Here is a 26,799-nt window from a genome sequence, read left to right as displayed (position 1 = left end):
TCAGCCCTGTGGATGACGTTGCGCTGTGGCGGGGTTGGAAGGATTCGGTTTCACGCTTGCCAAAGAAGGGGTTTTGCACGGCCATCAGATCTCCTTGAAAAGAAGAATTCATCGTAGGACGGCAGCTACAAAAAAGATGCGCGCGTTACGCAAGATCGGTAACGAGAAGGTTCGATGGTTGCAAGCGCTTGCAGCGCTTGCAACACCATACAGCGCTCGAAAGCCTGTGCATGGTGTCGCCTGTGCAAGCCTAGCGCAGCGCAAAGGTTGTTAGCCTGGGGGCATGCAGATTTCCGAACTGGCCCGCCAGACGGGTGTCACGGTGCATGCGCTGCGCCACTACGAGCGCGCCGGGCTGCTGCGCCCGGCACGCCTGCCCAATGGGTACCGCGACTATGCCCCTTCGACCCGCCGCGAGGTGGTGTTCATCGCCATGTCGCGCGCGCTGGGCTTTGGCCTGCCGCAGATCCGCAGTCACCTGCAGGCCTGGCGGCGTGGCCGCATTGGCCCTGGCGAGCTGGCGGACACCGTGGAGGTCCGGGCCAACGAGATCCAAGCGCAGATCACTGCGTTGCAAGCGCAGCAACGGCTGGCGCTCGACCACGCGCAGTGGCTGCGCGCCCGCCAGGCCGAGCAGGCGCACAGCCAGCGCCCCGGCGCCGCTCCATCGCGGGCGCCCTGGCCCCGCGTCCGCAAGGCCACACCGGCCACCCCTTCCACCCAAGGAGACCGTTCATGAACCCCACCTCCGCTCCCCTGCTGGAGCAGCTTGAAGCCGCCGTGCTTGCCATGCCCATGGCACGCACCCTCAGGCTGCGCTTTCTGGATGCCGCGCCCGGCGCCGTGACCGTGGAGATGCCCATTCTCGAGGCCTTCTGCTTTCGGCCCGGCCAGTTGCAGGCGACTGCTGTCTATGCACTCGGCGACTTTGCCGCCGTGGCGGCCGCCGGCAGCCTGCTGTCACCCGGCTGGGCCAACGCCACGGTGGACGGCACAGTCAAGCTGTTTGCTCCAGCCCGTGGTGCCTGCCTGCGTGCCAGGGGCCGTGTGGTTGATGCGGGCAGCCTGCTGAGCATCTGCGCCGCCGACGTGTGGGCGGTCGATGACGCTGGCATCGAAACCCTGTGCGCGACCTGGCTGGGCACGGCGCGCAATCTGGAGCCTCGCCGCAGCACCTGAGCCGCGCGATTTCAGGACACGATGTACGCCGCCGCGCCTGCCGACATGATCTGTCCGTCCGGCCCCAGAAACTCCATGCGCGTGGTGGCCACGCGCGAGCCCAGGCGCAACACCTGTGCGCGCAGCTCGAAATGGCTGCCAATGCCGGGGCGCAGGTAATCGATCCGCAGGTCAATGGTGCCCAGCTTGGCAAAGCGGTGCAGGCGCTGCGCGGGCGGCTCGTCCATGTGCTTGGCACCGATGGCGGCCATCACGGCCAGCCCGCCCATGGCGTCCAGCCCTGCACTGATCACGCCGCCGTGCACGCGGTTGTAGGCGTAGTGGCCCACCAACTCGGGCTTCATGTCGATCCGCCCCGCCACCCCATCGGGCCGCAGGTCCACCACCTTCAGGCCCAGCACCTGGTTGAAGACGATTTTCTCTTCAAAGATGGTGCGCAGCCCGTCAATGAACTCGGGCTCGAACGCCGCGGCAGACGAAGGGGCGGTTTTACTCATGAGGATTTCCGGCAGGAAGACGGCGTGGACCCACAGCCCGTGCGGTCTGTCGCTTCAATTTTGATAGCTTATTGCGCTTACCCAGCAAGCGCCAGCGGCCATTTTGGCTTAAACAATGCGTTTCTGCCTGCGCCATCAATGTCGCCCACGCGACATCTCAAGGCCCGGCATCGCCCTGCGGTGGGCTGAGTAGGACACAACCCTTATTGCGCCTCGCGTCCGCGCCCGTCAATATCCGCGGCTTGCCGGCCACCGCAGCCCGTCAGGGTTAGCCCCGAGTGCGAAGCGCCACCCGGGCAGGCACGATCATTTATGCAAAGCAATCGCTTTGTAAAAATATTCTGGAGAGCCAGTGTGCAATTCGTGCAACTGTTGATCAGCGGTGTCTCCCAGGGGTGCATCTACGGGCTGATCGCGCTCGGCTTCGTGCTCATCTACAAGGCCACGGAAACGGTGAGCTTTGCCCAGGGCGAACTCATGATGCTGGGCGCGTTCTGCGGCCTGGCGCTGATGACCGTGCTGGGCTTTCCCTTCTGGGTGGCGGTGCTGGCCAGCATCGCGGCCATGGGGCTCTTCGGCGTGGTGCTGGAGCGCGCGGTGATCCGCCCCATCCTCGGACAGCCGGCTTTCTCCATCGTCATGCTCACCATCGGCATCGGCTACGTGCTGCGCGGGCTGGTCACCATGATCCCCAACATCGGCACCGACACGCACACGCTGCCCGTGCCCTACAAGGACCAGTCCCTGCGGCTGGGCGAGCTGGTGCTCAGCGCCGAGCAGCTGGTGGTGATTGGCGCCACCGGCGTGCTGTGCGTGCTGCTCTTTGCCATGTTCCGCTACAGCAAGCTGGGCATCGCGATGCAGGCCGCCTCGCAAAACCAGTTGGCCGCGTACTACATGGGCATCCCGGTGCAGCGGCTCAACGGCTTGGCCTGGGGACTGGCGGCCGTGGTGGCGGCGGTGGCGGGGCTGCTGCTGGCGCCCATCACTTTCGTGCATGCGAACATGGGCTTCATCGGGCTCAAGGCGTTTCCGGCTGCAGTGGTGGGCGGCTTCGGCAGCCTGCCGGGGGCCATCGTGGGCGGGCTGGTGATCGGCATCGTCGAATCGCTCTCGGGCTTTTACCTGCCCGATGGGTTCAAGGACACGGCTGCGTACATCGTGGTGCTCATCATGCTGATGGTCAAACCGAATGGGCTGTTCGGCGAGAAGCTGAGAAAGAAAGTCTGACCCATGCGCTTTCTCTTCAAGACCTCGTACGAGCAAGACATCCGCCTGGCCAAACATGGCGGGCATGTGTTCTGGTACAGCCTGCTGTGCCTGGCCCTGGTCGCCGCGCCCTGGGTGGCGCCTGAATACTGGCTGGCCCAGCTGACCTTTGTGCTCATCTATGCCATCGTGGGCCTGGGGCTGATGCTGCTGGCGGGCTTCACGGGGCTTTTCTCGCTGGGGCATGCGGCCTTCTTGGGCGTGGGGGCGTATACGCAGGCCGTGCTCACCGGCATGGGCTGGCCGTTTGCGCTGTCGCTGGCCTGCGCGGCGGGGCTGTCGGCCGCTGTGGGGGTGGTGGTGGGGCTGCCTGCGTTGCGCGTGAAGGGCATCTACCTGGGCATGGCCACGCTGTCGTTCGGCTTCATCGTCGAAGAGGTGTTCGCGCGCTGGGAGTCGGTGACGGGCGGCAACTCCGGCAAGCACCTGGTGCCGCCGCAGATCGGCGGGTACTCGTTCGCGACCACGGAGTCGTTCTACTTCTTGTGCCTCGTCATCACCGTGGTCTGCACGCTGGCCATCTTGAACCTGCTGCGTTCGCCCACGGGGCGGGCCTTTGTCGCCATTCGCGATTCAGAGATATCGGCGCAGAGCATGGGCATCCACCTGGCGCGCTACAAGACGCTGTCGTTCTCGCTGTCGGCCGCGCTCGCGGGCATCGGCGGCGCGCTGTATGCCCACAAGCTGCAGTTCATCTCGCCCGACCAGTTCAACATCCTGCAATCCATCGACCTGCTGCTCATGATCGTGATTGGCGGCCTGGGATCGGTGCACGGGGCTTTCCTGGGCGCCATCTTCCTGATCTCGATGCCACAGCTCATCTCGCTCAGCAAGGACTGGCTGCCCGCCACCATCGGCCAGGCGCCTGGGCTGCAAGCGGTCGTGTATGGCGTGGTGCTCATTGCCTTTGTGCTGTTCGAGCCCATGGGCCTGTACGGCCGCTGGCTCAAGGTGCGCACATGGCTGCAGATGTTCCCGTTCTACCGCAAGGGGATGTTCAAGCGGCAGAAGTCCTTTCAAAAATCCGACAGGTTGAAATGACTGCGATGACCAACGAAGTCCTGCTTTCGGCCCAGAACCTCAGCGTGCGCTTTGGCGGCGTGCTGGCCGTCAACAACGTGAGCTTCGACGTGCGGCGTGGCGAGGTGTTCACCCTCATCGGACCCAACGGCGCGGGCAAGACGACGGTGTTCAACCTCATCAGCCGCATCTACATGCCCACCACCGGCACCATCGCGTACGCCGGCCCGGGCGGCGCCCTGCTGCCGCTGACCGACCAGCCACCCCACAAGGTGGCCAGCCTGGGCATTGCGCGCACCTTCCAGAACATCGAGCTGTTTGAACACGCGAGCGTGCTGCACAACCTGCTGATCGGCCGCCACACCCAGCAGCACAGCAGCCTGTGGGCCGAGATGTTCTTCACCCGCAAGGTGCGCGAAGGGGAAATCCTGGCGCGCGAAAAGGCCGAGCAGATCATCGACTTTCTGGACCTGCAGCACTACCGCGACACCATGGTGGCCGGCCTGCCCTACGGCGTGCGCAAGGTGGTGGAGCTGGCCCGTGCGCTGTGCACCGAGCCGCAGTTGCTGCTGCTCGACGAGCCCTCGTCGGGCCTGAACGTGGAGGAGACCGACGACATGGCCTTCTGGATCCAGGACATCCAGCACGAGCTGGGCATCACCGTGCTGATGGTGGAGCACGACATGTCGCTGGTCTCCAAAGTGTCCGACCGCGTCTTGGCCATGAACCAGGGCGAGGTCGTGGCCATGGGCACGCCGCGCGAGGTCCAGACGCACCCCGGCGTGGTGGAAGCCTATCTGGGCACGATCGACGATGTGAGCAACCTGCGGCGCCCAGCAGGCTCCGGCGTGGAGGTGCGTGCATGAGCGCCGTTCTGGACGCCCAAAGCCCGCCCGCCGCCAGCGCGGTGGCCCAGCCCCTGCTGCGCCTGCAGAACGTGGAGAGCGCCTACGGCCCCATCAAGGCCATCCGGGGCGTGAGCCTGCAGGTGCGCCGCGGCGAGATCGCGGCCGTGCTGGGCAGCAACGGCGCGGGCAAGACCACCATCCTCAAGACCATCAGCGGCATCATCGACCCGCGCAAGGGCTCCATCGAATTCCAGGGCCAGGACATCACCGCCCGCGACCCGGCCGCCATCGTGCGCAAGGGCCTGATGCACGTGCCCGAGGGGCGCGAGGTGTTCCCGCTGCTGTCGGTGAAGGACAACCTGCTGATGGGCGCCTACACCCGCAGCGATAAGGATGCGGTGGCCCGCGACATCGAGACCGTGTTCGGCTACTTCCCCATCCTGAGGGAGCGCGCCGCGCAGGACGCGGGCCTGCTCTCGGGCGGGCAGCAGCAGATGCTCGCCATCTCGCGCGCGCTGATGGCCGCGCCGGAGCTGATCCTGCTGGACGAGCCCAGCCTGGGCCTCAGTCCGAAGCTCACCAAGGAGATCTTCGAGATCGTGGTGCGCATCAACCGCGAACGCGGCACCACCATCCTGCTGGTGGAGCAGAACGCCAACATGGCGCTCAACGCATCGGACTACGGCTATGTGCTGGAGAACGGCCGCATCGTGATGGAAGACAGCTGCGAGCGCCTGCGCGAGAAGGACGACATCAAGGAGTTCTACCTCGGCATGAAAGATGAAGGCGTGCGCGGTGAGCGGCGGTGGAAGAAAAAGAAGACCTGGAGATGAGCGCACATGTCTAACCTCTGGGACCTCGATCACATCCAGCCCGCTGGCACCGACGTGCTGGCCGGCAGCACCATCTCAGCCATGTTCTGGAACGCGGTGGCACTGCGCGGCCCCAACGTGTGGATGCGACAGAAGGAACTGGGCATCTGGAAGAGCTGGACCTGGGACCAGACCGCCGAGGCCGTGCGCGAGATCGCAGGCGGGCTCATGGCATTGGGCTTTGCGCGCGGCGACTGCGCGTCCATCCTGTCGAACACCAACATCGATTGGGTGCTGGCCGACCTGGCCGTGCTCAGCTGTGGCGGCGTGGCCAACGGCATCTACCCCACCGATGCCGCAGCGCAGGTGCACTACCTGTGCGAAGACTCCGCCACCACGGTGCTGTTTGTGGAAGACGACGAACAGCTGGACAAGGCGCTGGAAGTGCGCAGCCAGCTGCCCCGCCTGCGCAAGATCGTGGTCTTTGACATGGAAGGGCTGCGCGGCCTGAACGACCCCGATGTCTTGAGCCTGAGTGCCCTGCGCGAGCTGGGCCGCAGCTGGAACCAGCAGAACCCCGACGCCCTGATGCGCCGCGTGCAGGCCTGCCAGCCCGACGACGTGGCCATCCTCGTCTACACCTCGGGCACCACCGGCAAGCCCAAAGGGGCCATGCACACGCACGCCGCGCTCACCTACACCGTGCGCGGCTACAACACGCTGATCTCGCGCACCGAGGATGACGAGGCCATGTGCTTCCTTCCCCTGTGCCACATCGCCGAGCGCATGGGCGGAGAGTACTTTTCGCTCTACACCGGCTCGCGCCTGAACTTTGTGGAGAACCCCGACACCGTGCCCGAGAACGTGCGCGAGATCGCGCCCACCGTGTTCACCGCCGTGCCGCGGGTGTGGGAGAAGTTCTATTCGGGCGTGATGATCGCGCTCAAGGAATCGACTGCGCTGCAGCAGGCGGCCTACGCCTGGTCCATCGGTGTGGGAACACGCATTGCCGACAGGGTGCTGACCGGCCAGCCCGTGGGCGGGTTGCTCAAGGCGCAGTTTCAGCTGGCACGCTGGCTGGCGCTGAACAACGTGCGCAAACTCATCGGCATCCACCGCGCACGCTTCCTCGTCACGGGCGCCGCACCCATCTCGCCCGAGCTGGTGAAGTGGTATCTGGCCCTGGGCGTGCCCATGCTGGAGGTGTGGGGCATGACGGAGACCTGCGGCGCAGCCACCGGCGTGCCGGCCAGCCGCATCAAGCCCGGCTCCATCGGCCCGGCCGCCAGCTACAACGAGGTGCGCATCGACCCCGCCAACGGCGAGATCCTGGTGCGCGGCCCCAACGTCTTCAAGGGCTACCTCAACCTGCCCGAGAAAACCGCCGAGACCATCGACGCCGACGGCTGGCTGCACACGGGCGACGTGGGCACCATTGACGCCGACGGCTACCTGCGCATCACCGACCGCATGAAGGACATCATCATCACGGCCGGCGGCAAGAACATCACCCCCAGCGAGCTGGAGAACGAGCTCAAGTTCAGCCCATACATCACCGACGCAGTGGTGATCGGCGACAAGCTGCCCTATTTGACGGTGATCATCATGATCGACCAGGAAAACGTGGAAAAGTATGCACAGGACCACGACGTGCCGTTTTCCAACTACGCCAGCCTCACGCGAACTCGCGAGGTGCAGGAGCTGATCCAGGGCGAGATCGACCGGGTGAACGCGAAGTTCGCGCGCGTGGAGCAGATCAAGAAGTTCTTCCTGCTCGACACGCAGCTCACGGCCGAGGACGAAGAGCTCACGCCCACCATGAAGCTCAAGCGAAAGCTGGTGCAGCAGAAGTACGCCATGCAAATCGAGGCGATGTACCGGTAGCGCCCGGCCTTCGGCAGGCTCAAGCTGAACGGGCCGGGGACTGCGTTGAGGTTCGCCCTCCAGGCCGTTCGGGCTGAGCCTGTCGAAGCCAGGGCACGCCGCCAGCTGACGGGCCATTCGAGATAGGGAAAGTGCTGGTGCCCCACCCCGGGCATCGTTCTATAACGAGTGATCGTTTTCGATCCAACCGAAGGAGACGTGCCATGAAACTGCATTCCGTCGCAGCCCTTGCTGCCATGGCCCTGGCCACCAGCGCCGTGCACGCGCAGGCCACCCAGGGCGTGAGCAAGGACACCATCACGCTGGGCTCCATCCAGGATCTGTCCGGGCCGCTGGCGGGCTTTGGCAAACAAGTGCGCCTGGGCATGATGCTGCGCGTGGACGAGGCCAACGAGCAGGGCGGCGTCAACGGCCGCAAGCTCGATCTGAAAGTGGAGGACTCTGGCTACGACCCCAAGAAAGCCGTGCTGGCCGCGCAGAAGCTTGTGAACCAGGACAAGATCTTCATGATGATCGCGCACATCGGCACGGCGCAGAACCTGGCCGCCATGCCGGTGCAGTTCAGCAAGAACGTGATCAACTTTTTCCCTGTGACGGCCGCGCGCGAGATGTACGAGCCCTTCCACAAGCTCAAGTATTCGTTTGCCGCCACTTACTACGACCAGATCCGCCTGGCCGCGCCCAAGCTCATCAAGGAAAAGGGCGCCAAGAAGGTCTGCACCATCTACCAGGACGATGAGTTTGGCCTGGAGGTGATGCGCGGCGGCGAGGCGGCGCTCAAGTCCATCGGAATGGAGTTCACCGAAAAGACCTCGTACAAGCGCGGCGCCACCGACTTCTCCTCACAGGTCGCCAAGATGAAGTCGTCCGAATGCGACTTCGTGATCCTGGGCACCATCATCCGCGAGACCATCGGCACCATCGGCGAAGCCCGCAAGACCGGCTTCAACCCCACGTTCCTGGGGTCCAGCGCCGCCTACACCGACCTCATCCACAAGCTGGGGGGCAAGCCCATGGACGGCCTGTACGCCACCATGACCGTGCAGCACCCCTACCTGGACGAGGCCAGCCAGCCCATCCGCTTCTGGGCCAACAAGTACAAGACCAAGTTCAACGAAGACCCCACGGTGTTCTCGGTCTACGGCTACGGCGCGGTGGACGCCTTCATCAAGGCCGCGCAGAAAGCGGGCACCAACCTCACCACCGAGAGCTTCATCAAGGCCATGGACACCATGGTGATCCCGCCCGACATGTTCGGCAGCGCGGAGGCCACCTACGGCCCGCAAAAGCGCCTGGGCAGCGACCTGTCGCGCCTGTCGCAGATCACCGACGGCAAGTGGAAGGTGGTGTCGGACTACGTGAAGCCCTGAGCCTGAGCGCCCGCCTCGCCAAGCCGCCCTCGGGCGGCTTTGGCATTTCTGGGGATGCGTTCCCGCCCGCTCGGTGGCAGAATGATTTTTACCAAGCATTCACTTGGCATAAATAGGACCCGCTCGCATGATCGAACGCACCCTCTTCCAGCCCGAGCATCACGCCTTTGCCGACAGTTTCCGGCGCTTCATCGAGAAGGAAGTAGCTCCCTTCCACGCCGGGTGGGAAGAGCAAGGCTACGTGGCCCGCGAGGTGTGGAACCAGGCCGGCGCCAATGGCTTCCTGTGCATGAGCCTGCCGGAGGAATACGGCGGCGCCGGGGCCGACAAGCTCTATTCCGTGGCGCAGATGGAAGAGCTGGCGCGCGCCGGCACCACGGGCATTGGCTTTGGGCTGCACAGCGAGATCGTGGCGCCGTACATCCTGCACTACGGCACCGAAGCGCAAAAACGCAAGTACCTGCCGCAGATGGCCAGCGGCGCGATGGTCGGCGCCATCGCCATGAGCGAGCCCGCCGCCGGCAGCGATCTGCAGGGTATCAAGACCACGGCCATCCAAAGCACGGACGGGTCGCACTATGCGCTCAACGGCAGCAAGACCTTCATCACCAACGGCTGGCACGCCGATCTGGTGATCGTGGTCGCCAAGACCGACCCCGCTGCCGGTGCCAAGGGCACCAGCCTTTTCCTGGTGGAGCGCGGCATGCCCGGCTTTGAACGAGGCCAGCGGCTCAAAAAGGTGGGGATGAAGGCGCAGGACACGTCGGAGCTGTTCTTCAACAACGTGAAGGTGCCCGCAGAAAACCTGCTGGGCGGCCCCGCCATGGAGGGGCGTGGCTTCATCTGTCTGATGGAGCAGCTGCCGTGGGAACGCCTGCAGATCGCCATCACGGCCATCGCTTCCGCCCAGGCCGCCATCGACTGGACGGTGGCCTACGTGAAAGAGCGCAAGGTCTTCGGCCAGGCCGTGGCGGCATTCCAGAACACCCGACACACCCTGGCTGAGTTGCAGACCCAGGTGCAGGTGGCCCGCGTGTTTGTCGACAAGTGCTGCGAGCTGATCCTGAAAGACCAGCTCGACACCCAGACCGCCAGCATGGCGAAGTACTGGACCACCGACCTCCAGTGCAAGGTGATGGACGAATGCGTGCAGCTGTTCGGCGGCTACGGTTACATGTGGGAATACCCCATCGCCCGCGCCTATGCCGATGCGCGGGTGCAGCGCATCTACGGCGGCACCAACGAGATCATGAAGGAAGTGATTGCGCGTGCCATGGGGCTGGGCAAGTGACCACAACGCGCAAGACCCACGTGAACCCGCCCCGCAGAAACCTTGGCTCCCCGGGCCTCGCTTTCAATCATCCCAACCCGTTCAAGCCGCGCTTGATCGGATCTTTAGGTTTGAAGGCAAACGGGCATCCGTGGGAGCCGAATGCCGCTACAGATACCAGGTGGCGCGGGCTTCCTCGGGGCTCAGCGGCGCGCCGGGGCGGCGGTCGGTCACGTTCAGCCAGGAGCGCACGCCTTGGCTGCCGCTCAGGGCGCGCATCAGCAGCAACCCCGCACCAATGCCGCGGATCGCCGCCGAACTGCGGCTGGGCGCCATGAAGGCCGCCACCGCCAGCGCACTGGACGCTGCCAGCACCACATGGTGCTCCAGCGCAAACCCTTCGCGCGTATCGTCGTATTCAATAGCGCCACGGACCATGCGCTGCAGGGCGGAGGATGGAGTTGGTTTCATAGCCAAAAATTCAGTTCGCAACAGCACAACGATAGTGCAAAAACCGCTGCGCCCGCGTCAGAAAGCGTGCTGTGGCGGTGTGAGCCGCACCCACCCATCCTCCCCGCCAAGCGCCCCCACCCCCATTCAGTTGGAACACCACGGAGACCCACCATGACCGAAGCCTATGTATTCGATGCGCTGCGCACCCCGCGCGGCAAGGGCAAGAAAGACGGAACCCTGCACGAGGTCAAGCCCATCGACCTGCTGGTGGGCCTGCTGACCGAGTTGCAAGCGCGCCACCGCTTTGACACGGCGGCGGTGGACGATGTCGTCATGGGCATCGTCTCGCCCGTGGGCGAACAGGGCTCGGTGCTGCCCAAGGTGGCCGCGCTCAAGGCGGGGTGGGACTTTCGCTGTGCGGGTGTGCAGGTCAACCGCTTCTGCGCCTCGGGCCTGGAAGCCGTGAACCTGGCCGCACAGAAAGTGCGAAGCGGCTGGGAGGACCTGATGGTGGCAGGCGGCGTGGAGAGCATGAGCCGCGTGCCCATTGGCTCCGACGGCGGCGCCTGGGCGCAAGACCCGGAGACCAACTCCGCCACGCTGTTCGTGCCCCAGGGCATCGGCGCCGACCTTATCGCCACGCTGGACGGATACACCCGTGCCGACGTGGACGCCTTCGCACTCGAATCCCAGCGCCGCGCCACCGCCGCGCGCGCAGCCGGCTACTTCAAGAATTCGGTCGTGCCCGTGCGCGACTTCATCGGCCAGACCATTCTGGAAGAAGACGAGTTCATCAAGCCCCACACCACGCTCGAAGGCCTGGGCGCGCTCAAGCCCTCGTTCGAGCAACTGGGCGGCATGGGCTTTGACGCCGTGGCGCTGCAGCGCTACCCGCAGGTGGAGCGCATCCACCACGTGCACCACGCGGGCAACTCGTCGGGCATTGTGGACGGCGCAGCCGCCGTGCTCATCGGCAACGAGGCCGCCGCCAAGGCCCACGGCCTCACGCCGCGCGCACGGATCGTGGCCACGGCACTGAGCGGTGCCGACCCCACCATCATGCTCACCGGCCCCGTGCCCGCTGCCAAAAAGGCGCTGGCCCGCGCGGGCATGACCATCGACCAGATCGACCTGTTTGAAGTGAACGAGGCCTTCGCCGCCGTGCCCATGCGCTTCATGCGCGAGCTGGGCGTTCCGCACGACAAGGTCAACGTGAACGGCGGCGCCATCGCCATGGGCCACCCGCTGGGCGCCACGGGCGCCATGATCCTCGGCACCTTGATTGACGAGCTGCACCGCCGGGGCCAGCGCTACGGCCTGGCCACGCTGTGCGTGGGCGGCGGCATGGGCATTGCCACCATCGTCGAGCGAATCTGATTGACTGGGAAGGAGACAACAACATGCAAACCATCCGCTACGAACTCATCCCCGCCCAGGGCACCGACGGCCAGGTCGCCGTCATCACGTTTGACGAAACCAATTCCCCCGTCAACACCATGTGCCGCCAGTGGCAGCAAGAGTTGGGCGAGGTCACCGCCCAGGTGCTGGGCGACCGCGAACGCCTGGGCGCTGCACTAAAGGGCATCGTGCTCGCATCCGCCAAGACCAGCTTCTTTGCGGGCGCTGACCTCAAGGCCACCATGCTTCTGAAGCCCGCCGATGCGCCCGCCGTGTTTGGCGAAATCGAGCGCATGAAGAAGCACTTCCGCACACTCGAAACGCTGGGCATCCCCGTGGTGGCCTGCCTCAACGGCGCCGCACTGGGCGGCGGCTGGGAGGTAGCCCTGGTCGCCCACTACCGCATCGCCGTGGCCGACCCCAAGATCCAGTTCGGCCTGCCCGAGGTCACGCTGGGCCTGATGCCGGGCGCCACCGGCGTGACCAAGATGACGCGCCTGCTGGGCCTGATGGGCGCGCAGCCCTACATCCTGGAAGGCAAGCTCTTCAACCCCGCCGAAGCGCTGGAGCTGCAGCTGGTGCACGAGCTGGTGGCTACGCGCGAGCAACTGCTGCCCGCCGCCCTGGCCCACATCGCCACCCACCCGCACGCGGTGCAGCCGTGGGATGACAAGAACTACAAAATGCCTGGCGGCACGCCCGCCAACCCCAAGATTGCAGGCGCCCTCACCGTCGCGCCCGCCATGCTCAAGAAGACCACGCGCGGCCGCTACCCCGCGCCCGAGGCGGCGCTGGCCGCCATGGTCGAAGGCGCCATGGTGGACTACGACACCGCCCTGCGCATCGAAAGCCGCTACCTCGCCCGCCTGATGACCGGCACCGTGGCGCGCAACATGATCAACACGTTCTTCTTCGACATGAACGCGATCAAGAGCGGCAAGTCGCGCCCCGGCTCGGCCCCACGCTACAAGCCACAAAAGATTGGCATCCTGGGCGCCGGCATGATGGGCGCGGGCATCGCCTGGGCCCAGGCCAGCCGGGGCATCGCCACCGTGCTCAAGGACGTGAGCACCGAAAAGGCCGAGGCCGGGAAGGCCTACAGCGCCAAACTCACCCAGGCCCGCGTGGACAAGGGCCGCATGACGGCCGATGCGCAGCAAGCGCTGCTGGCCCGCATCACGCCCACCGCCATCGCGGCCGATCTGGCGGGCTGCGACCTCATCATCGAAGCCGTGTTTGAAAACCGCGACCTCAAGGCCAAAGTCACGCAAGAGGCCGAGCCGCAGCTGGCGCCCGGCGGCTTCTTTGCCAGCAACACCTCCACCCTGCCCATCAGCGGCCTGGCCACGGCCAGCAGCCGGCCCGAGAAGTTTGTAGGCATCCACTTCTTCAGCCCCGTGGACAAGATGAAGCTGGTGGAGATCATCCGCGGCCAACAGACCGACGATGAAACCGTGGCCCGCGCCTTCGACTACGTGCAGGCCCTAGGCAAGGTGCCCATCGTGGTCAACGACTCACGCGGCTTCTACACCAGCCGCACTTTCGGCACCTTTGTGATGGAAGGCGCCGCCATGCTGGGCGAAGGCATCCCCGCCGCCGCGATTGAAAACGCCGCCATGCAAGCGGGCCTGCCCGTGGGCCCGCTGGCCGTGCTGGATGAAACCGCGCTGACCCTGAGCGTGCACGTGCTGGACCAGACCCGCGCCGACTACGCGGCCGAAGGCAAGACCTACACCGCCACACCCGGCGAGCTGCTGGTGGAGCGCATGGTCAAGGAACTGAAGCGCCCCGGCCGTGCGGGTGGCGGCGGCTTCTATGACTACCCCGCAGGCGCCAAGAAGCACCTGTGGCCGGAGCTGAAACCTCTGTTCGAAAAGCCCGGCGTGGAATGGAGCGTGCAGGAGATCCAGGACCGTTTGCTCTACCGCCAGGCCATCGAAACCGCGCGCTGCCTGGCCGAGGGCGTGTTGACCAGCGTGCATGACGCGAACATCGGGTCGATTTTTGGGATTGGGTTTCCGGCGTGGACGGGGGGGGCGATGCAGTTCATTTATGGAACGGATGTTAAGACGTTCCAAACACGCGCGGATGAGCTGGCGGCGAAATACGGCTCGGGGTTCACGTTAGAAACAAAAGTCCGAGATGCCATCCGCGAATTTCAGCCACGCTATTGACTGAACCTGGGCCCTTCAAGTCGGGTACCTGAAGGAGCTCACTTCGGGCTCCCGCAATGCATCCCCGACCAACTGCCACATATGTAGGTCTGGAGTTGTCGCGAACACGAACCACAACTCTGCAATGTGCAGGGCGGGAAACACAACCTCCTCCAGAGAGAAACGGCCCTCTCTGTTGAGAAAGATAGCAACTATCAGGTCATCGCCGGAATATTTGCTCAAACCATCGACCAATGCCTGGACAGTTGCGCCTTCGTTCACATGCGCGGGCACTAACTCCTTGAGTTGCACTCGCGCAAAGTGCTGAGCATCAGCAGTCCGCCATGTGGCAACGAAGTCATAGTCACTTGATTCCACGGGGGAAAACAAAACCTGGTGCCCCAGACGCAGGGACATGCCATGGCAAAAAAGCGCAGCATGGCGAAACTCGCGTATGTGCTTCAAGCCGTTGGTTCGTAGATTGCGGACTTGTGGGGACAAGTTTGCGCCTACCATTTGAGCCTCGATCTGGCGGAGTTCACGCAGAACTACCGCTGGGTCACGATACGACAGCGCGGCAAATACCTTGAGGTCCAATGAGGACTGCGCCACAGAATTTCCCCTTCACCAGCTGTAGTAGACGTTCATGTGAACTATTCAGATTGAACGGGCTCGATACGGCCCTGCGTACTCAGCCACCCTAAATGCTCTGCAGAGATGACACCACAAGTATTGAAGAAGCTCGTTTACGTACTCATTGGCCAAGCAGTTCTCTGTTTCTGTGTAGCGGCTGTGTTCATGGTGTTTCACTCTCCCATGATCAAGATGGACACCGTGGGGATTGTCGAAAGCATCGACAGAAGTTATGTGTACCGCGACCGGTTGACTCCTGCGCAGATCACAGAATTGAACGAATACAAGCGCTTCATTCGATACAACGAAGACGCGCATTGGGGAAAGCATCGCTTTGCCCGGATGGTGGGGATTTACGGATTCTTGCTATCGGCAGCTGCGAGCCTTGTGGTGGCCTGGTTTCTTGTGCGACGAGTAGACCTGGCATAACAGCCCCGCGGGTGTTCCAAAAACCTTCGTCGAGTTAACGCAGCGCAACCCGACGCCCCTCCATCGCAGGGCAGAGTGTCAGCTAGCGCCACCAGCTAACCCGATCTGCGGCCCTGGGCGCCACCACCTTTCACTGAATACCCACCTTCAACCCCAGCATCTCCCGCGCCTCCTGCGGCGAAGCCACCTCACGCCCCGCATTCCTCGCGTACTCCGCCAGCTTCTCAATCAGCGGCCCGTTCGAATCTGCCTTGGTCCCATCCGGCAGATAGAACGTGTCCTCCAGCCCCGTGCGCAAATGCCCGCCCAGTTCCGCCACGCGTTGGTGCACGGGCCAGATCTCGCTGCGGCCGATGACGGTGGCTTGCCAGGGGGCGTCCTTGATCTTGAGCTTGAGTAGGATGGGCAGCAGGTCGGGGTCGGCGGGCATGCCGGATTCAACGCCCATCACAAAGTTGTATTCGGGCAGGCGCTCGGTGTACATGCCGGTCTGCACGTACATCTCTACGCAGCGCACGATGCCCACGTCAAAGCACTCGAACTCTGGCAGCGTGCCGGTCTCCAGCATCACGTCGATGAAGTCCTTTACCTTGGCGGGCTGGTTGTCGAACAGCATGGGCGGCCAGGCCCAGGTACCGTTGCTGCGCACCTTCAGGTAATTGAGCGAGCCGGCGTTGCACGCCGCCATCTCGGGGCGGGTGGCGCGCAGGCAGTCGAGCGGGCCCTGGTAATTGGGGCCGACCACGCCGGTGGTCTGGTTGATGATCAGGCCCGGGCAGGCCTCACGCATGGCTTGCACACAGTCGCGCGCCACCTGCGGGTCCCAACTGGGCAGGTGGCCCTTGCCGGGCTCCTGGTTGCGAAAGTGCACGTGGACCACGGCGGCGCCTGCGTCGTACGCGCGGCGGGCCTCTTGGGCCAGTTGCTCGGGTGTGACGGGCACGTGGTGCTGGCCGGGGTCGGTCAGCACGCCGGTGATGGCGCAGGTGATGATGGCTTTGTTGCCGTGGTCGGTGCTGTGCATGGTGGCTGTCTCCTTCAGATGCCCAGCTGACGTGCAGCCAGGTCTTTCATGATTTCTTCTGCACCCCCGCCAATCATCATGACCTTGACCTCGCGGTAGATGCGCTCGCTGACGGTGCCGCGCATGAAGCCCATGCCGCCGAGGATCTGCACGGCCTGGTCGGCGCAGAACTGCATGGTTTGGGTGGCGTGGTTCTTGAGCAGACAGACATTGGCAACCCACTCGGGCCCGGTGCGGCCCGCGTCGGCCTGCGCGGCCACGGACTCGCACCACGCGGCGGTGGACTGGATGCGCATCTGCATGTCCACCAGCTTGTGGCGGATGACCTGGTGCCCCACCAGCGCGGCGCCAAAGGTTTTGCGCTGGCGGGCCCAGGCCAGGGCTTCGTCGTAGCAGGCCTCGGCAAAGCCCAGGGCCGACGCGGCCAGGCCAAAACGTTCACCGTTGAAGTTGGCCATGATGATGCGAAAGCCCGCGCCCTCTTCGCCCAACAGGTAGCGGGCCGGCACGCGCACGTTGTCAAAGCGCAGGTGGGCGGTGTCGGAGCACAGCCAGCCCATCTTGTCGAGCTTGCTGCGCGACAGGCCTGCGCTGTGGCCCGGGATGAGCAGCATGGAGATGCCTGCGCTGCCCTTGCTTCCGGCCTCCCCGGTCCTCACAGCCACGGTGATCCAGTCCGCGCGCATGCCGGAGGTGATGAACACCTTTTCGCCGTTGACGACGTAGTCATCGCCCTCGCGCCGCGCGGTGGTCTTGAGCTGCGCCACGTCCGACCCACCCTCAGGTTCGGTAATCGCCAGCGCAGCGATTTGCTCGCCCGCCAGCACCGGAGGAATGACCTCGGTACGCACAGAATCGCTGCCATGCGCCAGCACGGGCGGCAGGCCGATGTTGTGCGACAGCAGGCTGGCCAGCACGCCACCGCTGGCGCCGTGGCGGCTGAGCGCGCGCCACAGCGGCAGGCGCAGCTGGTAGCTGGCTGGCGTGCCGCCGTACTGCTCGGGGTAGCCCAGGCCCAGCAGGCCCAGGTCGGCCGCGCGGCGGTACAGGCTGCGGGGGAATTCACCGGCGGCATCCCACGCGTCCACATGCGGCGCGATCTCGGTGCGGGCAAAGCGAGTGACGGTGTCGGTGAGGGCAGTACGGTCTTCGTCGCTCACAGCACTTGCATCGGGTGTGGCGGTCATGCGGACGCTCCTTGCGTGGCGGGTGCAAAACGGGCCAGCACCTGGCCGGGCGACACCTGCTGGCCGGGGGCCACCAGCAGCTCGGCCACCGTGGCGGCTGCAGGGCTGGCCAGGCTGTGTTCGAGCTTCATGGATTCGATGACCACCACGGTGTCGCCCGCCGCCAGCGCCTGGCCTGCGGCCACGGACAGCGCGACCACCTTGCCATTGAAGGGGGCGCGCAACTCGGTCGTACCGCCCGCCGCACCCGCACGCGCGGCGGGTTCCCACGATGCGTCTTCGACCCAGCCGTCCACACCGCCGGTTTGCCAGTGCCAGCGCCGGGGGGCCACCGCCACGCAGTGCACACCGCGCTGGGGCAGTTCCAAAGTCACAGGTTCTGCCCCGGCCTGCTCAATCTGCAGCCGCCCATCGCCCAGCTCGCGCACGGCGACCGCGTGCACCTCGCCCTGGTGACGCAGGCGCAGCGGCCGGGCCATGGAACAAGGCAAATCTGACGCAGGATTTGAAGCAAAAATGGCCTCTAGCGCAGGAGGAACAAGCGCTGATAGCTCTTCATTTAATAGCAACTTCTGCAGGCCAGCAGCGTACTCCGCCAGGAACGGCACCAGCGCCTGTCCACTGGCAAACACGGGGTGCTGCAGGCAGGCCGCCAGAAACGCGCGGTTGGTGGGCAGGCCCAGCACGCGGGTGTTGTGCAACGCACGCACCAGCGCGGCGATGGCCTCGGCCCGCGTGGGGGCGTGCGCGATGAGCTTGCCCAGCATGGCGTCGTAGTGGGGGGTGACCTCGGCGCCCTCTTCCAGCGCATGGTCAAAACGCAGCGCGCCCGGCGCGGCCCGTTCAAACGCGGTGGCGGGCGGCGCGCTGAACTGCAGCACACGACCGGTGTGGGGGCGGAAGTGCGCGTCTTCGGCGCACAGGCGCACTTCGATGGCGTGGCCTTGCAGACGCACCTGATCTTGCGTGAGCGGCAGCGGATCGCCACGTGCCACGCGGATTTGCCATTCCACCAGATCCAACCCCGTAAGCGCCTCGGTCACCGGATGCTCCACCTGCAGACGGGTGTTCATCTCCATCAAGAAGAAGTCTTCCCCATCCAGCAAAAACTCCACCGTGCCCGCGCCCACATACCCTGCAGCCTGCGCCAGCGCCACGGCGCGCGCGCCCATGCGCTCGCGCAGCGCTGCGTCCACGGCGGGGCTGGGGGACTCTTCGATGATCTTCTGGTGACGGCGCTGTACCGAGCAATCGCGCTCGCCCAGGTGGATGCACGCGCCATGGGCGTCGGCAAAGACTTGCACCTCCACATGGCGCGGCTGCAACAGCGCACGTTCGATCAGCAAGTCGCCAAAACCAAAACCCGCCAGCGCCTCCGACCGTGCGCTGGCCAGTGCGGCGGGCAACTGCGCCAGGTTAGTGACCAGGCGCATGCCGCGCCCTCCCCCACCCGCCACGGCCTTGACCATGAGGGGCGTGCCGATGCGCGCAGCCTCGGCGGCAAAGCGTTCGTCGCTCTGGTCGTCGCCAGCATAGCCGGGCAGGCAGGGCACTTCCTGCGTCTGGGCCAAGGCCTTGGCGCCAGCCTTGCTGCCCAGCGCGCGGATGGCGCCGGGCGGCGGGCCGATCCAGGTCAGGCCCGCATCGACCACGGCCTGGGCAAAGTCCGCGTTCTCGCTGAGGAAGCCATAGCCGGGGTGCACGGCATCGGCGCCGGTGGCGCGCGCTGCAGCCAGCAGCTTGTCGATGCGCAGATAGGTGTCAGCACTGGCAGCACCGCCCAAGGCCACGGCCTGAGTGGCTTCGCGTACGTGCGGAGCGTTGGCATCGGGGTCGGAATAGACCGCGACCGTTTCGATGCCCATGCGGCGGGCGGTGTGGATGATGCGGCGGGCGATTTCGCCGCGATTGACGATCAGTATCTTTTTCATAAGCTGTGCCCTCGCGGCGCCATCGCCCGCCTGCACGCTTCGCGTGCGCGGGCAATTTGCTTCGCCATGCCTGCGGCATGAACACCGCGATTGGCGATGAGTACCTTTTTCATAGGCTGTGCCCTCGCGGCTCCATCGCCCGCCTGCACGCTGCGCGTGCGCGGGCAATTTGCTTCGCCATGCCTGCGGCATGAACGCCGCGATTGGCGATGAGGATCTTTTTCATAGCTTCGCACTCCAAGGCGGTGCCTTGCGCGCAGCAAACGCCGCCAGCCCTTGCGGCGCCTCGGGGCCACGCAGCGCTTGCGAAAAAGCAACTGCTGCTTCGTCCAGCAGCGCGGGCAACGGCGTTTCGGTTTGGGCCAGCAACAAACGTTTGGTGGCGGCCACGGCCTGCGGCGCTGCGGCAGCGTGGCGTGCAATGGCTGCCTGCAAAGCGGCATTCATGTCGCCCTCCACCAGGTCATCGACCAGGCCCAAGCGCTGGGCGGCAGCAGCATCCCAGCGCTCGCCGGTCAGCAAACACCGCCGCGCAGCAGACGGGCCAAGGCGCCGCACCACAAACGGCGCGATCTGCGCAGGCACGATACCCAGCGTGACCTCGGGCGTGGCGAACTGCGCGCTGGTATGGGCCAGCACCTGGTCGGCGCAGCACACCAGGCCAAAGCCGCCGCCCATGGCCGCGCCCTCCACCGCCACCACGAGCCACTGCGGCAGCGCGCACAGGGCCTGCAGCAGCGTGCCGAATCGGCGGTTCAGCGGTACCAGCGGGTCAGCCTCGCCCTCAGCCAGGGGCTGGCCAATGGTCTTGGCAAATCCGCCCAGGCTGCCACCCGCGCAGAAGTGACCACCTGCGCCACGCAGCACCACACCGCGCAGGTCGGCATCAGCCGCAGCCCGCTCGCACGCGGCCAGCAGGGCGTCCACCATGGCTTCGGACAGCGCATTGCGGCTAGCCGGGTCGTTGAGCGTCCAGGTTTCCACGCAGCCGCTGGCCAGCGGCGCGGGGTCGATCAACAGCGCATCAGTCATGTCAGTGCGCGGGCCGCTTGGCAATGCCCATGAGCTTGGACAGGATGCCCAGCATCACTTCGTCGGCCCCGCCGCCGATGGACGCCAGCCGCCCGTCGCGGTACATGCGCGAGACCTTGTTCTCCAGCGTGAAGCCCATGCCGCCCCAGAACTGCAGGCAGGTGTCGGGCACCTCGCGGTTGAGGCGGCCGGCCTTGAGCTTGGCCATGCTGGCCAGCTCCAGCACGTCCTGCCCGTTCACGTACAGGTCGCAGGCGCGGTAGGTGAGTGCACGCAGCGCTTCGACCTCGGTCTTGAGTTCGGCCAGCTTGAACTGCACCCACTGCTGGTCGGCCAGCGTGCTGCCAAACAACTTGCGCTCCTGCGCGTAGTCGATGGTCCACTGGATGCAGTGGTTCAGCGATTCAAGCGTGCTGGCGGCGCACCACAGGCGCTCTTCCTGGAACTGCTGCATCTGGTAGATGAAGCCCTGCCCTTCGGCACCGATGCGGTAACGCTGCGGCACGCGCACCTCGTCAAAGTAGATCAGCCCGGTGTCGCTGCTGTGCATGCCGATCTTGCGGATCTTCTGCGCCACCTCGATGCCTTTGGTGAGCTTGCCGCCAGGGCCATCGCGCATGGGCACCATCACCAGGCTCTTGTTCTTGTGCACAGGCCCTTCGCCCGTGTTCACCAGCATGCACATCCAGTCGGCCTGCAGGCTGTTGGTGATCCACATCTTCTGGCCGGTGATCACATAGTCATCGCCGTCCTTGCGCGCCACGCTCTTGATGCCCGACACATCGCTGCCCGCCGCAGGCTCGCTCACGCCGATGCAGCCCACCATGTCGCCCGCAATCGCAGGGGCCAGAAAGTTGCGCTTGAGTTCTTCGCTGCCGTAGCGCGCCAGCGCCGGGGTGCACATGTCGGTCTGCACACCAATCGCCATGGGCACGCCGCCGCAGTGGATGTGGCCCAGCGCCTCGGCCATGGCCAGGCTGTACGAATAGTCCAGACCCTGGCCGCCGTATTCCTCGGGCTTGCACAGGCCCAGCAGGCCCAGGTTGCCCATCTTCTTGAAGACCTCGTGCGCGGGGAAGATCTCGGCCGCCTCCCACTCGTCCACATGGGGGTTGATCTCTTCGTCGATGAAGCGCTTGAGGGTTTTCTGGATCTCGCGGTGCTCGTGTGTGAACTGCATGGTGCTTGTCTCCTGCTGTTGCGTTTGTACGTTTGTGTGCCTGCAAACCTCGATCACGAAAGCTGAAACTGCCCCAGCGGCTGTGGCCGCCCGTTGAGCACCAACTCCACCTGGTGCGCGCCGGGGTAGTGGGTGCGCGTGGTCATCTGCTGCAACGACAGCGTCTTGCCCACCGCTACGGTGGCGCCGGGCGGAATGTCCAGCGTCTGCAGCTTGAACACCTTGGGCGCCGCACCGCCGTGGGCCTTGACGTAGTGCACCTTCAGGTCGGCCAGCACGCGCTGGGCCTGGGGTGTGGGGTTGTGCAGCTCGGCCTCGATGCGCACCTTGTCTCCGATGCGTGCGCGGACGGGCACCACGCGTGCGGCCCGCACATCCAGCGCCACGGCATGGCCCACGCCCAGGGCATCGAGCGCAGCGGCGTCGCCGCGTTTGATGAGAAAACGCAGGCCGTGGCGCACCAGGGCTTCACGCGGGGCGGGTGCGCCCTGCAGCCAGGTGCGCGCGGTGCCCACGGCCAGGTCGGGGTGGTCCTTGGCGATGTCACCCAGGTGGTTGGCCACGGAGCGGCGCACGTAGGACGATGGGTCGTCCTTGAGCGCATCGAGCAACGGCAGGACCAGCTGCGGGTTGTTCTGGAATGCAGGCAAACGCGGTGCCCAGGGCAGGCGGGGCCGCGTGCCTTCGCTCACCAGGCGGCGCACATGGGCGTTGTCATCCTGCGCCCAGTCGCGCAGCCGCGCTAGCGTGGCGCCCTGGTGGTGCAGCAGGTAGGGGCGTATGCAGAACTCGGCGGTAAACCGCTGGGTCAGCGCATGCTGCGCGGCCATGGCCGCCTCGAAATGCGGCAGGCCGTGTGTGCCGATGTAGATACTGTGGGGCAGGTACAAAAAGGCGCTGTAAGGGCGGTCACCCGCATCAGGCTCGCCCGCCACGTCCAGGCCCATGGGCGGGTCCGTCGAATCGACCAGCATACCCAGCGCGCGCGGCACGTCCTGCGGCAGGTGTGCCTGCAGGGCCTGCGCAATGCGCTGGCCGCGCGCCATCAGCTCCAGCGATTCGTAGCCGGGCTCTACCTGCTGCAGAAAAGCGGTGGTGTCGAACTTGCGCCACGCACGGCGCACCATGGCCGCGATGCGAGGCGGCACGGTGTCGTTGAGCAGGTATTTGAGAGGCTCGGCCATCGTAGGGATTGCGTGCGAAGCGCTTACATCCGCGCCACGCCAAAGCTCAGGGGCCGCAGCGTGCGCGTCTGCGCCTCGGCGCAGGTGTCCAGGCAAAACGCCAGCACGGCCCGCGTGTCGCGCGGGTCGATCACGCCGTCGTCCAGCAGCAGGCCGCTGGTGTAGAACGCATCGGCCTGGGCATCGAACATGGCGACGATCTTGTCGAACTGGGCCTGCGATTCGACCGGGTCGGGCGTGATGCCTTTGCGCGCCAGCGCCGCCTCGGTCACGATCTGCATGGTGCGCGCAGCCTGCTCGCCGCCCATCACCGCTGTCTTGGCACCGGGCCAGCTGAACAGGAAGCGCGGCGCATAGCCCCGCCCGCACATGCCGTAGTTGCCCGCACCAAAGCTGGCGCCGCACTGGATGGTGATCTGCGGCACGGTGGCGTTGGTCACGGCCTGGATCATCTTGCTGCCGTGCTTGATCATGCCGCCCTGCTCGCTGTCCTTGCCCACCATGTAGCCCGTGGTGTTCTGCAGGTAGATGATGGGGTGGCCCAGCTGGCACATCCACTGGATGAAATGCGTGGCCTTGTTCGCGCCCGCCACATCGATGGGGCCGTTGTTGCTGATGAAGCCGACGGCCTGGCCCTGGATGTGGCCCTGCGCGCACACGGTGGCCATGCCGTAGCGTGCCTTGAACTCCAGCAACTCCGAGCCGTCCACCAGCCGCGCCATCACCTCGCGCATGTCCACGGGCTGGCGCAGGTCGGAAGACATCAGGGAGAGCAGATCGTCTGCCGGCAAGAGAGGTGCGGGCGCGCTGGGTCGCGGGGCCGTGTTCCAGCCCAGCTGCGCGACCACATCGCGCGCCAGGCCGATGGCCTCACGGTCGTCCTGGGCCAGGTATTCGCCCAGACCCGAGACGGCGGTGTGCATCTCGGCACCGCCCAGTTCTTCTTCCGTCGCAATCTCGCCCGTCGCAGCCATCAGCAGCGGCGGCCCGGCCAGGAAGGCGCGCGAGCGGCCCTGCACCATGATGACCACGTCCGACAAGCCGGGCATGTAGGCGCCGCCTGCAGTGCCCGAGCCGTGCTGCACGGTGATGACCGGAATGCCCGCCGCCGACAGCCGCGCGAGGTTGCGGAACAGCGTGCCGCCGTGCACAAAGCCTTCGACGCGGTAGCGCATGAGGTTGGCGCCCGCGCTCTCCACCAGGTGGATGAAAGGCAGGCGGTTTTGCAGCGCGATCTCTTGCACGCGCAAGATCTTTTCCAGGCCCATGGGCTGGATGGCACCGGCTTCGATGCCCGAATCGCTGGCCACCACCATGCAGCGCACGCCGCTGACAAAGCCGATGCCCGCGACCATGCCGCCACCAGGCACGGACTTCTCGGAGTCTTTCACATCCTGCAAGTAGCCCGCCAGCGTGCACAGCGGCAGCCAGGGCGCACCGGTATCCAGCAGCAGCGCCACACGCTGGCGCGGCAGTAGCTGACCGCGCTTTTCAAACTGGGGCAGCGAGCGTGCAGACGCTGCGGCGGCGCGCTCTTCCAGCGCGCGCAGTGCCTCCAGCCGAGCCAGGGATGCGGCGCGGCGGCTCTGCGCTTCGGCGCTGCCGGGGTTGAAACGCGAGGCAAAAGCGTGGGTCATGCGGAATCCTTGGGAGCGCTGCCGGACGATGGCGCCGCGGGCGCTGCTGCAAACACGCGCGGGACCTGCGCGCGGTGGAAGCCCGCAAACGGTCGGATGGCGGGGCGTTGCTGTACGGCCGCATCGGGCACCCGCAGCGGCCAGCCCAGGCGCACCTGCGGCCGCGCGCCATCCACGCGCACGGTGCTGCCGCTGATGAAGCTGGCGGCGGGGCTGAGCAAAAACACGATGGCCGCCGACACCTCGGCCTCATTGCCAAAGCGGCCCAGCGGCACCGTCTGCTGCATGGAGCGCAGCAGGTGCGCGGCCGCGGGCGGGTAGTTGTCCATGCCGCTCGATGCGATGTAGCCCGGCGCCACGGCATTCACGCGCACCCCGCTGCAGGCCCATTCCAACGCGGCGGTTTCGGTGAAGCTGACCATGCCCGCGCGCGCCGCCCCGCTGTGCCCCATGCCCGGCATGGAGCCCCACATGTCGGCCACGATGTTGACTACTGAGCCGCCGTGCTGCGCCATCCACTGCCGGTAGCACTCTCGCGCCACGAGAAAGCCGCCGGTGAGGTTGGTGTGCAGCACGGCCTCCCAACCCTTGGCGCTGATGGATTCGAGCGGGGCCATGAACTGCCCGCCTGCATTGTTCACCAGGCCGTCGATGCGGCCCTGGGCGGCCAGCACCTGCTGCACCAGCAGGGCGACAGCGTCTTCGGAGCGGACGTCGCAGGCATGCCAGGACACTGCACCGCCGTCGGCGGTGATCTCGTCGGCCACGGCCTGCAGCTTTTCAGATTTGCGACCCACCAGCACCACGTGCGCGCCCAGGCAGGCCAGTTCGTGCGCGGTGCAGCGGCCGATGCCCGAACCGCCACCTGTGACGATGATCACCTGCCCATTGAACAGCCCCGGTGCGAAAATCGGTTGGTAGGTGGAGGTGGAAGTTTCCGCCATCGGTCAGCCCTCGCCACGGATGAACAGTGCCAGCGCTTCATCGGTCAGCTCGTCGAGCGACTTGCCTTGCTTGTTGTTGTTCTTCTTGGGCGAGGCGAACCACTGCACGGCCCAGTTGAGCGCACCAAAGATGAACAGCCGCGCCACGGCCGGGTCGGCCTGCAGCGCCTTCTGGCGGGCGAGCGCCTCCAGCGTGGGCATCCACACGGCTTCGTAGGTGTCCTTCACGCTGGCGATGCTCTTGCGCTGCGCGGGCGTGAGCGAGCGCCACTCGTACAGCATCACCGGGATGAACCCGCTGTGCGGGCCCAGCAGCACCTCGAAATGGTGGCGGATGAGCACGCGCAGCCGCTCCCGCGCCGTGGCCTGGGGCTGGCGCTGCGCCAGGGCATCCAGGGCCGCTTGCTGGCTTTGCAAGGCGGTGGCCATGCCTTCGTTCATCACGGCGAAGAGCAGCGCGCTCTTGCTTTCGAAATGGTAGAAGGGCGAGCCGCTGTGCATGCCCACGGCGGCGGCGATGTCGCGTGTGCTGGTGGCCGCAAAGCCCTGGGTGAGGAAGAGCTTGGCGGCGGTGTCCATGAGCTTGCGGCGGCGATTGCCGTCGTCCAGTTCTTCGGCGGTTTTGCGGGGGCGGCCGCGGGGGCGGCGGGGGGGTTGGTGTTGTCGTTCTTTGTCTTTGTCTTCATCTGCGGAGGCCCGTTCAGGCGAAGCGGCCTTGCGGGGGCGGGTTGCCGGGGGCTTGGAGACGCGGGGGCGGCGGAGGGGAGAGTCCATGGGGGCACGATAGCAAAACGGGTTATTTTTAGCAAGCAATTGCTTTGTAAAAATATCGATCGTGTTTTGGCTCGCGCCGAAGTGTCTTTGTCCAGCTGTTCGGGCTGAGCTTGCCTGTCCTAAGCCTGTCGAAGGGTCGAAGCCAAGGCGCGATCATTTGCCCGCTGATCCGTGCAGCGCGCCTATGCAGAGGGCGGAGGCCGGGATGTCGCCCCGGCGGGCGAGTCCCTTTCTTTTGGGTCGCCAAAAGAAAGGAACCAAAGAAAAGGCGACCCTGCTGTCTGCGACCCCTGCGCTGCGCTACGGGGCAACCTGGGGTACTCGGTCGCGGGGTGCACCGCAGAACTCGCTGCGCGCTGGCGCGCTCCGCTCAAACAACTGCGGTGAGTCAGTTCACGAAGCATGCGCGCTCCGACGCGCATGCCACCCCGCGCCCTGCGCGCCCCAGGCGCATACAGAAGGGAACCCGGGCAGCGGACATCCACACGGGCCATTGCTTCGCTGCGCTGCGCTCGGCCCCAACTCGCGGGCGCAAGCGCCACGCGCTGCGAAAGCCAGGCCGAGCGCAGCGATGGCCCGTGTGGCTGTTCGGCTGTTTGGCTGTTCCACCCCCTGCTGGCTGCGCCTGCGGCGGGGCGGTTGTGGGGTGGCACGGGCGCCCTAGCGCCCGTGCTTCGTAATCTGACTCGCC

The 26,799-nt window shown here is 65.7% G+C and carries 24 protein-coding genes; 12 read left to right on the top strand and 12 right to left on the bottom strand.

What is annotated here, in order from left to right; translation table 11 throughout:
- Window positions 1-283: 283 nt before the first annotated feature.
- A complete protein-coding gene (locus MRY84_RS06040) occupies window positions 284-739 on the top strand; it encodes a MerR family DNA-binding transcriptional regulator (RefSeq protein ID WP_291504843.1) in 456 nt (151 codons plus the stop codon).
- The gene (locus tag MRY84_RS06035) at window positions 736-1,179 is read left to right on the top strand and encodes a PaaI family thioesterase (RefSeq protein ID WP_291504842.1); all 444 of its coding nucleotides are present in this window, start codon (window positions 736-738) and stop codon (window positions 1,177-1,179) included. Before MRY84_RS06040 ends, MRY84_RS06035 begins: the two co-directional genes overlap by 4 nt.
- Before the next feature lie 11 nt (window positions 1,180-1,190).
- On the opposite strand, the gene MRY84_RS06030 is transcribed toward MRY84_RS06035, so the two are convergent.
- On the bottom strand, window positions 1,191-1,676 hold the full coding sequence (locus MRY84_RS06030; RefSeq protein WP_291504841.1) for a thioesterase family protein: 486 nt from the start codon (window positions 1,674-1,676) through the stop codon (window positions 1,191-1,193).
- Window positions 1,677-2,030: 354 nt separating this feature from the next.
- Between MRY84_RS06030 and MRY84_RS06025 the strand changes: the two genes are divergently transcribed.
- The 7 genes from MRY84_RS06025 (at window position 2,031) to MRY84_RS05995 (ending at window position 10,170) form a co-directional block, all read left to right on the top strand.
- Window positions 2,031-2,906, top strand: a complete 876-nt coding sequence (locus MRY84_RS06025) for a branched-chain amino acid ABC transporter permease (protein WP_291504840.1) — start codon at window positions 2,031-2,033, stop codon at window positions 2,904-2,906.
- Between the two features lie 3 nt (window positions 2,907-2,909).
- Window positions 2,910-3,986: a branched-chain amino acid ABC transporter permease gene (locus MRY84_RS06020; RefSeq protein ID WP_291504839.1), complete on the top strand. Its 1,077-nt coding sequence runs from the start codon at window positions 2,910-2,912 to the stop codon at window positions 3,984-3,986.
- A 5-nt stretch (window positions 3,987-3,991) separates the two neighbouring features.
- A complete protein-coding gene (locus tag MRY84_RS06015; protein WP_291504838.1) occupies window positions 3,992-4,831 on the top strand; it encodes an ABC transporter ATP-binding protein in 840 nt (279 codons plus the stop codon).
- Entirely contained in the window at window positions 4,828-5,646 is an 819-nt protein-coding gene (locus MRY84_RS06010) for an ABC transporter ATP-binding protein (protein WP_291504837.1), read from the top strand. Before MRY84_RS06015 ends, MRY84_RS06010 begins: the two co-directional genes overlap by 4 nt.
- A 6-nt stretch (window positions 5,647-5,652) precedes the next feature.
- Complete coding sequence (locus MRY84_RS06005; protein ID WP_291504836.1) at window positions 5,653-7,509, top strand: long-chain fatty acid--CoA ligase; 1,857 nt, start codon at window positions 5,653-5,655, stop codon at window positions 7,507-7,509.
- A gap of 203 nt (window positions 7,510-7,712) precedes the next feature.
- The gene (locus MRY84_RS06000) at window positions 7,713-8,879 is read left to right on the top strand and encodes an ABC transporter substrate-binding protein (protein WP_291504835.1); all 1,167 of its coding nucleotides are present in this window, start codon (window positions 7,713-7,715) and stop codon (window positions 8,877-8,879) included.
- A 127-nt stretch (window positions 8,880-9,006) separates the two neighbouring features.
- Window positions 9,007-10,170, top strand: a complete 1,164-nt coding sequence (locus MRY84_RS05995) for an acyl-CoA dehydrogenase family protein (protein ID WP_291504834.1) — start codon at window positions 9,007-9,009, stop codon at window positions 10,168-10,170.
- Between the two features lie 147 nt (window positions 10,171-10,317).
- Here MRY84_RS05995 and MRY84_RS05990 read toward each other — a convergent pair whose 3' ends face one another.
- Window positions 10,318-10,620 carry a hypothetical protein gene (locus MRY84_RS05990; RefSeq protein WP_291504833.1) on the bottom strand — a complete coding sequence of 101 codons (303 nt, stop codon included), beginning with the start codon at window positions 10,618-10,620 and terminating at the stop codon, window positions 10,318-10,320.
- Between the two features lie 153 nt (window positions 10,621-10,773).
- Between MRY84_RS05990 and MRY84_RS05985 the strand changes: the two genes are divergently transcribed.
- Both MRY84_RS05985 and MRY84_RS05980 read left to right on the top strand, forming a co-directional pair.
- Complete coding sequence (locus MRY84_RS05985) at window positions 10,774-11,979, top strand: acetyl-CoA C-acetyltransferase (RefSeq protein ID WP_291504832.1); 1,206 nt, start codon at window positions 10,774-10,776, stop codon at window positions 11,977-11,979.
- A 23-nt stretch (window positions 11,980-12,002) separates the two neighbouring features.
- Window positions 12,003-14,174 (top strand): 3-hydroxyacyl-CoA dehydrogenase NAD-binding domain-containing protein, encoded by a 2,172-nt coding sequence (locus tag MRY84_RS05980; RefSeq protein ID WP_291504831.1) that lies wholly within the window; start codon window positions 12,003-12,005, stop codon window positions 14,172-14,174.
- 15 nt (window positions 14,175-14,189) lie between these two features.
- On the opposite strand, the gene MRY84_RS05975 is transcribed toward MRY84_RS05980, so the two are convergent.
- Entirely contained in the window at window positions 14,190-14,750 is a 561-nt protein-coding gene (locus tag MRY84_RS05975; protein ID WP_291504830.1) for a hypothetical protein, read from the bottom strand.
- Window positions 14,751-14,969: 219 nt separating this feature from the next.
- On the opposite strand from MRY84_RS05975, the gene MRY84_RS05970 reads away from it, so the two are divergent.
- Complete coding sequence (locus MRY84_RS05970; protein WP_291504829.1) at window positions 14,970-15,215, top strand: hypothetical protein; 246 nt, start codon at window positions 14,970-14,972, stop codon at window positions 15,213-15,215.
- Window positions 15,216-15,345: 130 nt separating this feature from the next.
- Here the strand turns inward: MRY84_RS05970 and MRY84_RS05965 are convergent, their stop codons facing one another.
- The 9 genes from MRY84_RS05965 to MRY84_RS05925 all read right to left on the bottom strand — a co-directional run bounded on the left by MRY84_RS05965 (window position 15,346) and on the right by MRY84_RS05925 (window position 26,108).
- Window positions 15,346-16,239 (bottom strand): 3-keto-5-aminohexanoate cleavage protein, encoded by an 894-nt coding sequence (locus tag MRY84_RS05965; protein ID WP_291504828.1) that lies wholly within the window; start codon window positions 16,237-16,239, stop codon window positions 15,346-15,348.
- 14 nt (window positions 16,240-16,253) lie between these two features.
- On the bottom strand, window positions 16,254-17,426 hold the full coding sequence (locus MRY84_RS05960; RefSeq protein WP_291504827.1) for an acyl-CoA dehydrogenase family protein: 1,173 nt from the start codon (window positions 17,424-17,426) through the stop codon (window positions 16,254-16,256).
- Complete coding sequence (locus MRY84_RS05955) at window positions 17,423-19,357, bottom strand: biotin carboxylase N-terminal domain-containing protein (protein ID WP_291504826.1); 1,935 nt, start codon at window positions 19,355-19,357, stop codon at window positions 17,423-17,425. Before MRY84_RS05955 ends, MRY84_RS05960 begins: the two co-directional genes overlap by 4 nt.
- Before the next feature lie 222 nt (window positions 19,358-19,579).
- Window positions 19,580-20,389, bottom strand: coding sequence for an enoyl-CoA hydratase/isomerase family protein (locus MRY84_RS05950; protein ID WP_291504825.1), 810 nt, complete (start codon window positions 20,387-20,389; stop codon window positions 19,580-19,582).
- A 1-nt stretch (window position 20,390) separates the two neighbouring features.
- The gene (locus tag MRY84_RS05945) at window positions 20,391-21,569 is read right to left on the bottom strand and encodes an acyl-CoA dehydrogenase family protein (protein WP_291504824.1); all 1,179 of its coding nucleotides are present in this window, start codon (window positions 21,567-21,569) and stop codon (window positions 20,391-20,393) included.
- A gap of 53 nt (window positions 21,570-21,622) precedes the next feature.
- On the bottom strand, window positions 21,623-22,753 hold the full coding sequence (locus tag MRY84_RS05940; RefSeq protein WP_291504823.1) for a DNA alkylation repair protein: 1,131 nt from the start codon (window positions 22,751-22,753) through the stop codon (window positions 21,623-21,625).
- A 23-nt stretch (window positions 22,754-22,776) separates the two neighbouring features.
- Window positions 22,777-24,390: a carboxyl transferase domain-containing protein gene (locus MRY84_RS05935; protein ID WP_291504822.1), complete on the bottom strand. Its 1,614-nt coding sequence runs from the start codon at window positions 24,388-24,390 to the stop codon at window positions 22,777-22,779.
- Window positions 24,387-25,334 (bottom strand): SDR family oxidoreductase, encoded by a 948-nt coding sequence (locus MRY84_RS05930; RefSeq protein ID WP_291504821.1) that lies wholly within the window; start codon window positions 25,332-25,334, stop codon window positions 24,387-24,389. Before MRY84_RS05930 ends, MRY84_RS05935 begins: the two co-directional genes overlap by 4 nt.
- A gap of 3 nt (window positions 25,335-25,337) precedes the next feature.
- The gene (locus MRY84_RS05925) at window positions 25,338-26,108 is read right to left on the bottom strand and encodes a TetR/AcrR family transcriptional regulator (protein ID WP_291504820.1); all 771 of its coding nucleotides are present in this window, start codon (window positions 26,106-26,108) and stop codon (window positions 25,338-25,340) included.
- Between the last annotated feature and the right edge of the window lie 691 nt (window positions 26,109-26,799).

Source organism: Acidovorax sp., from assembly GCF_022763525.1.
Taxonomy (GTDB): domain Bacteria; phylum Pseudomonadota; class Gammaproteobacteria; order Burkholderiales; family Burkholderiaceae_C; genus Acidovorax.
This window is presented reverse-complemented; position numbering and strand designations above follow the sequence as displayed.

Excerpts from the sequence above, each read along its gene's own strand:
- MRY84_RS05990 (WP_291504833.1), bottom strand. The coding sequence starts at position 10,620 with ATGAAACCAACTCCATCCTCCGCCCTGCAGCGCATGGTCCGTGGCGCT.
- MRY84_RS05930 (WP_291504821.1), bottom strand. The coding sequence starts at position 25,334 with ATGGCGGAAACTTCCACCTCCACCTACCAACCGATTTTCGCACCGGGG.
- MRY84_RS05955 (WP_291504826.1), bottom strand. The coding sequence starts at position 19,357 with ATGAAAAAGATACTGATCGTCAATCGCGGCGAAATCGCCCGCCGCATC.
- MRY84_RS06030 (WP_291504841.1), bottom strand. The coding sequence starts at position 1,676 with ATGAGTAAAACCGCCCCTTCGTCTGCCGCGGCGTTCGAGCCCGAGTTC.
- MRY84_RS05985 (WP_291504832.1), top strand. The coding sequence starts at position 10,774 with ATGACCGAAGCCTATGTATTCGATGCGCTGCGCACCCCGCGCGGCAAG.
- MRY84_RS05960 (WP_291504827.1), bottom strand. The coding sequence starts at position 17,426 with ATGACCGCCACACCCGATGCAAGTGCTGTGAGCGACGAAGACCGTACT.
- MRY84_RS06035 (WP_291504842.1), top strand. The coding sequence starts at position 736 with ATGAACCCCACCTCCGCTCCCCTGCTGGAGCAGCTTGAAGCCGCCGTG.
- MRY84_RS05980 (WP_291504831.1), top strand. The coding sequence starts at position 12,003 with ATGCAAACCATCCGCTACGAACTCATCCCCGCCCAGGGCACCGACGGC.
- MRY84_RS05945 (WP_291504824.1), bottom strand. The coding sequence starts at position 21,569 with ATGCAGTTCACACACGAGCACCGCGAGATCCAGAAAACCCTCAAGCGC.
- MRY84_RS06020 (WP_291504839.1), top strand. The coding sequence starts at position 2,910 with ATGCGCTTTCTCTTCAAGACCTCGTACGAGCAAGACATCCGCCTGGCC.
- MRY84_RS05965 (WP_291504828.1), bottom strand. The coding sequence starts at position 16,239 with ATGCACAGCACCGACCACGGCAACAAAGCCATCATCACCTGCGCCATC.
- MRY84_RS06015 (WP_291504838.1), top strand. The coding sequence starts at position 3,992 with ATGACCAACGAAGTCCTGCTTTCGGCCCAGAACCTCAGCGTGCGCTTT.
- MRY84_RS05995 (WP_291504834.1), top strand. The coding sequence starts at position 9,007 with ATGATCGAACGCACCCTCTTCCAGCCCGAGCATCACGCCTTTGCCGAC.
- MRY84_RS05935 (WP_291504822.1), bottom strand. The coding sequence starts at position 24,390 with ATGACCCACGCTTTTGCCTCGCGTTTCAACCCCGGCAGCGCCGAAGCG.
- MRY84_RS06005 (WP_291504836.1), top strand. The coding sequence starts at position 5,653 with ATGTCTAACCTCTGGGACCTCGATCACATCCAGCCCGCTGGCACCGAC.
- MRY84_RS06040 (WP_291504843.1), top strand. The coding sequence starts at position 284 with ATGCAGATTTCCGAACTGGCCCGCCAGACGGGTGTCACGGTGCATGCG.
- MRY84_RS05950 (WP_291504825.1), bottom strand. The coding sequence starts at position 20,389 with ATGACTGATGCGCTGTTGATCGACCCCGCGCCGCTGGCCAGCGGCTGC.
- MRY84_RS05925 (WP_291504820.1), bottom strand. The coding sequence starts at position 26,108 with ATGGACTCTCCCCTCCGCCGCCCCCGCGTCTCCAAGCCCCCGGCAACC.
- MRY84_RS06010 (WP_291504837.1), top strand. The coding sequence starts at position 4,828 with ATGAGCGCCGTTCTGGACGCCCAAAGCCCGCCCGCCGCCAGCGCGGTG.
- MRY84_RS05940 (WP_291504823.1), bottom strand. The coding sequence starts at position 22,753 with ATGGCCGAGCCTCTCAAATACCTGCTCAACGACACCGTGCCGCCTCGC.
- MRY84_RS05970 (WP_291504829.1), top strand. The coding sequence starts at position 14,970 with ATGATCAAGATGGACACCGTGGGGATTGTCGAAAGCATCGACAGAAGT.
- MRY84_RS06000 (WP_291504835.1), top strand. The coding sequence starts at position 7,713 with ATGAAACTGCATTCCGTCGCAGCCCTTGCTGCCATGGCCCTGGCCACC.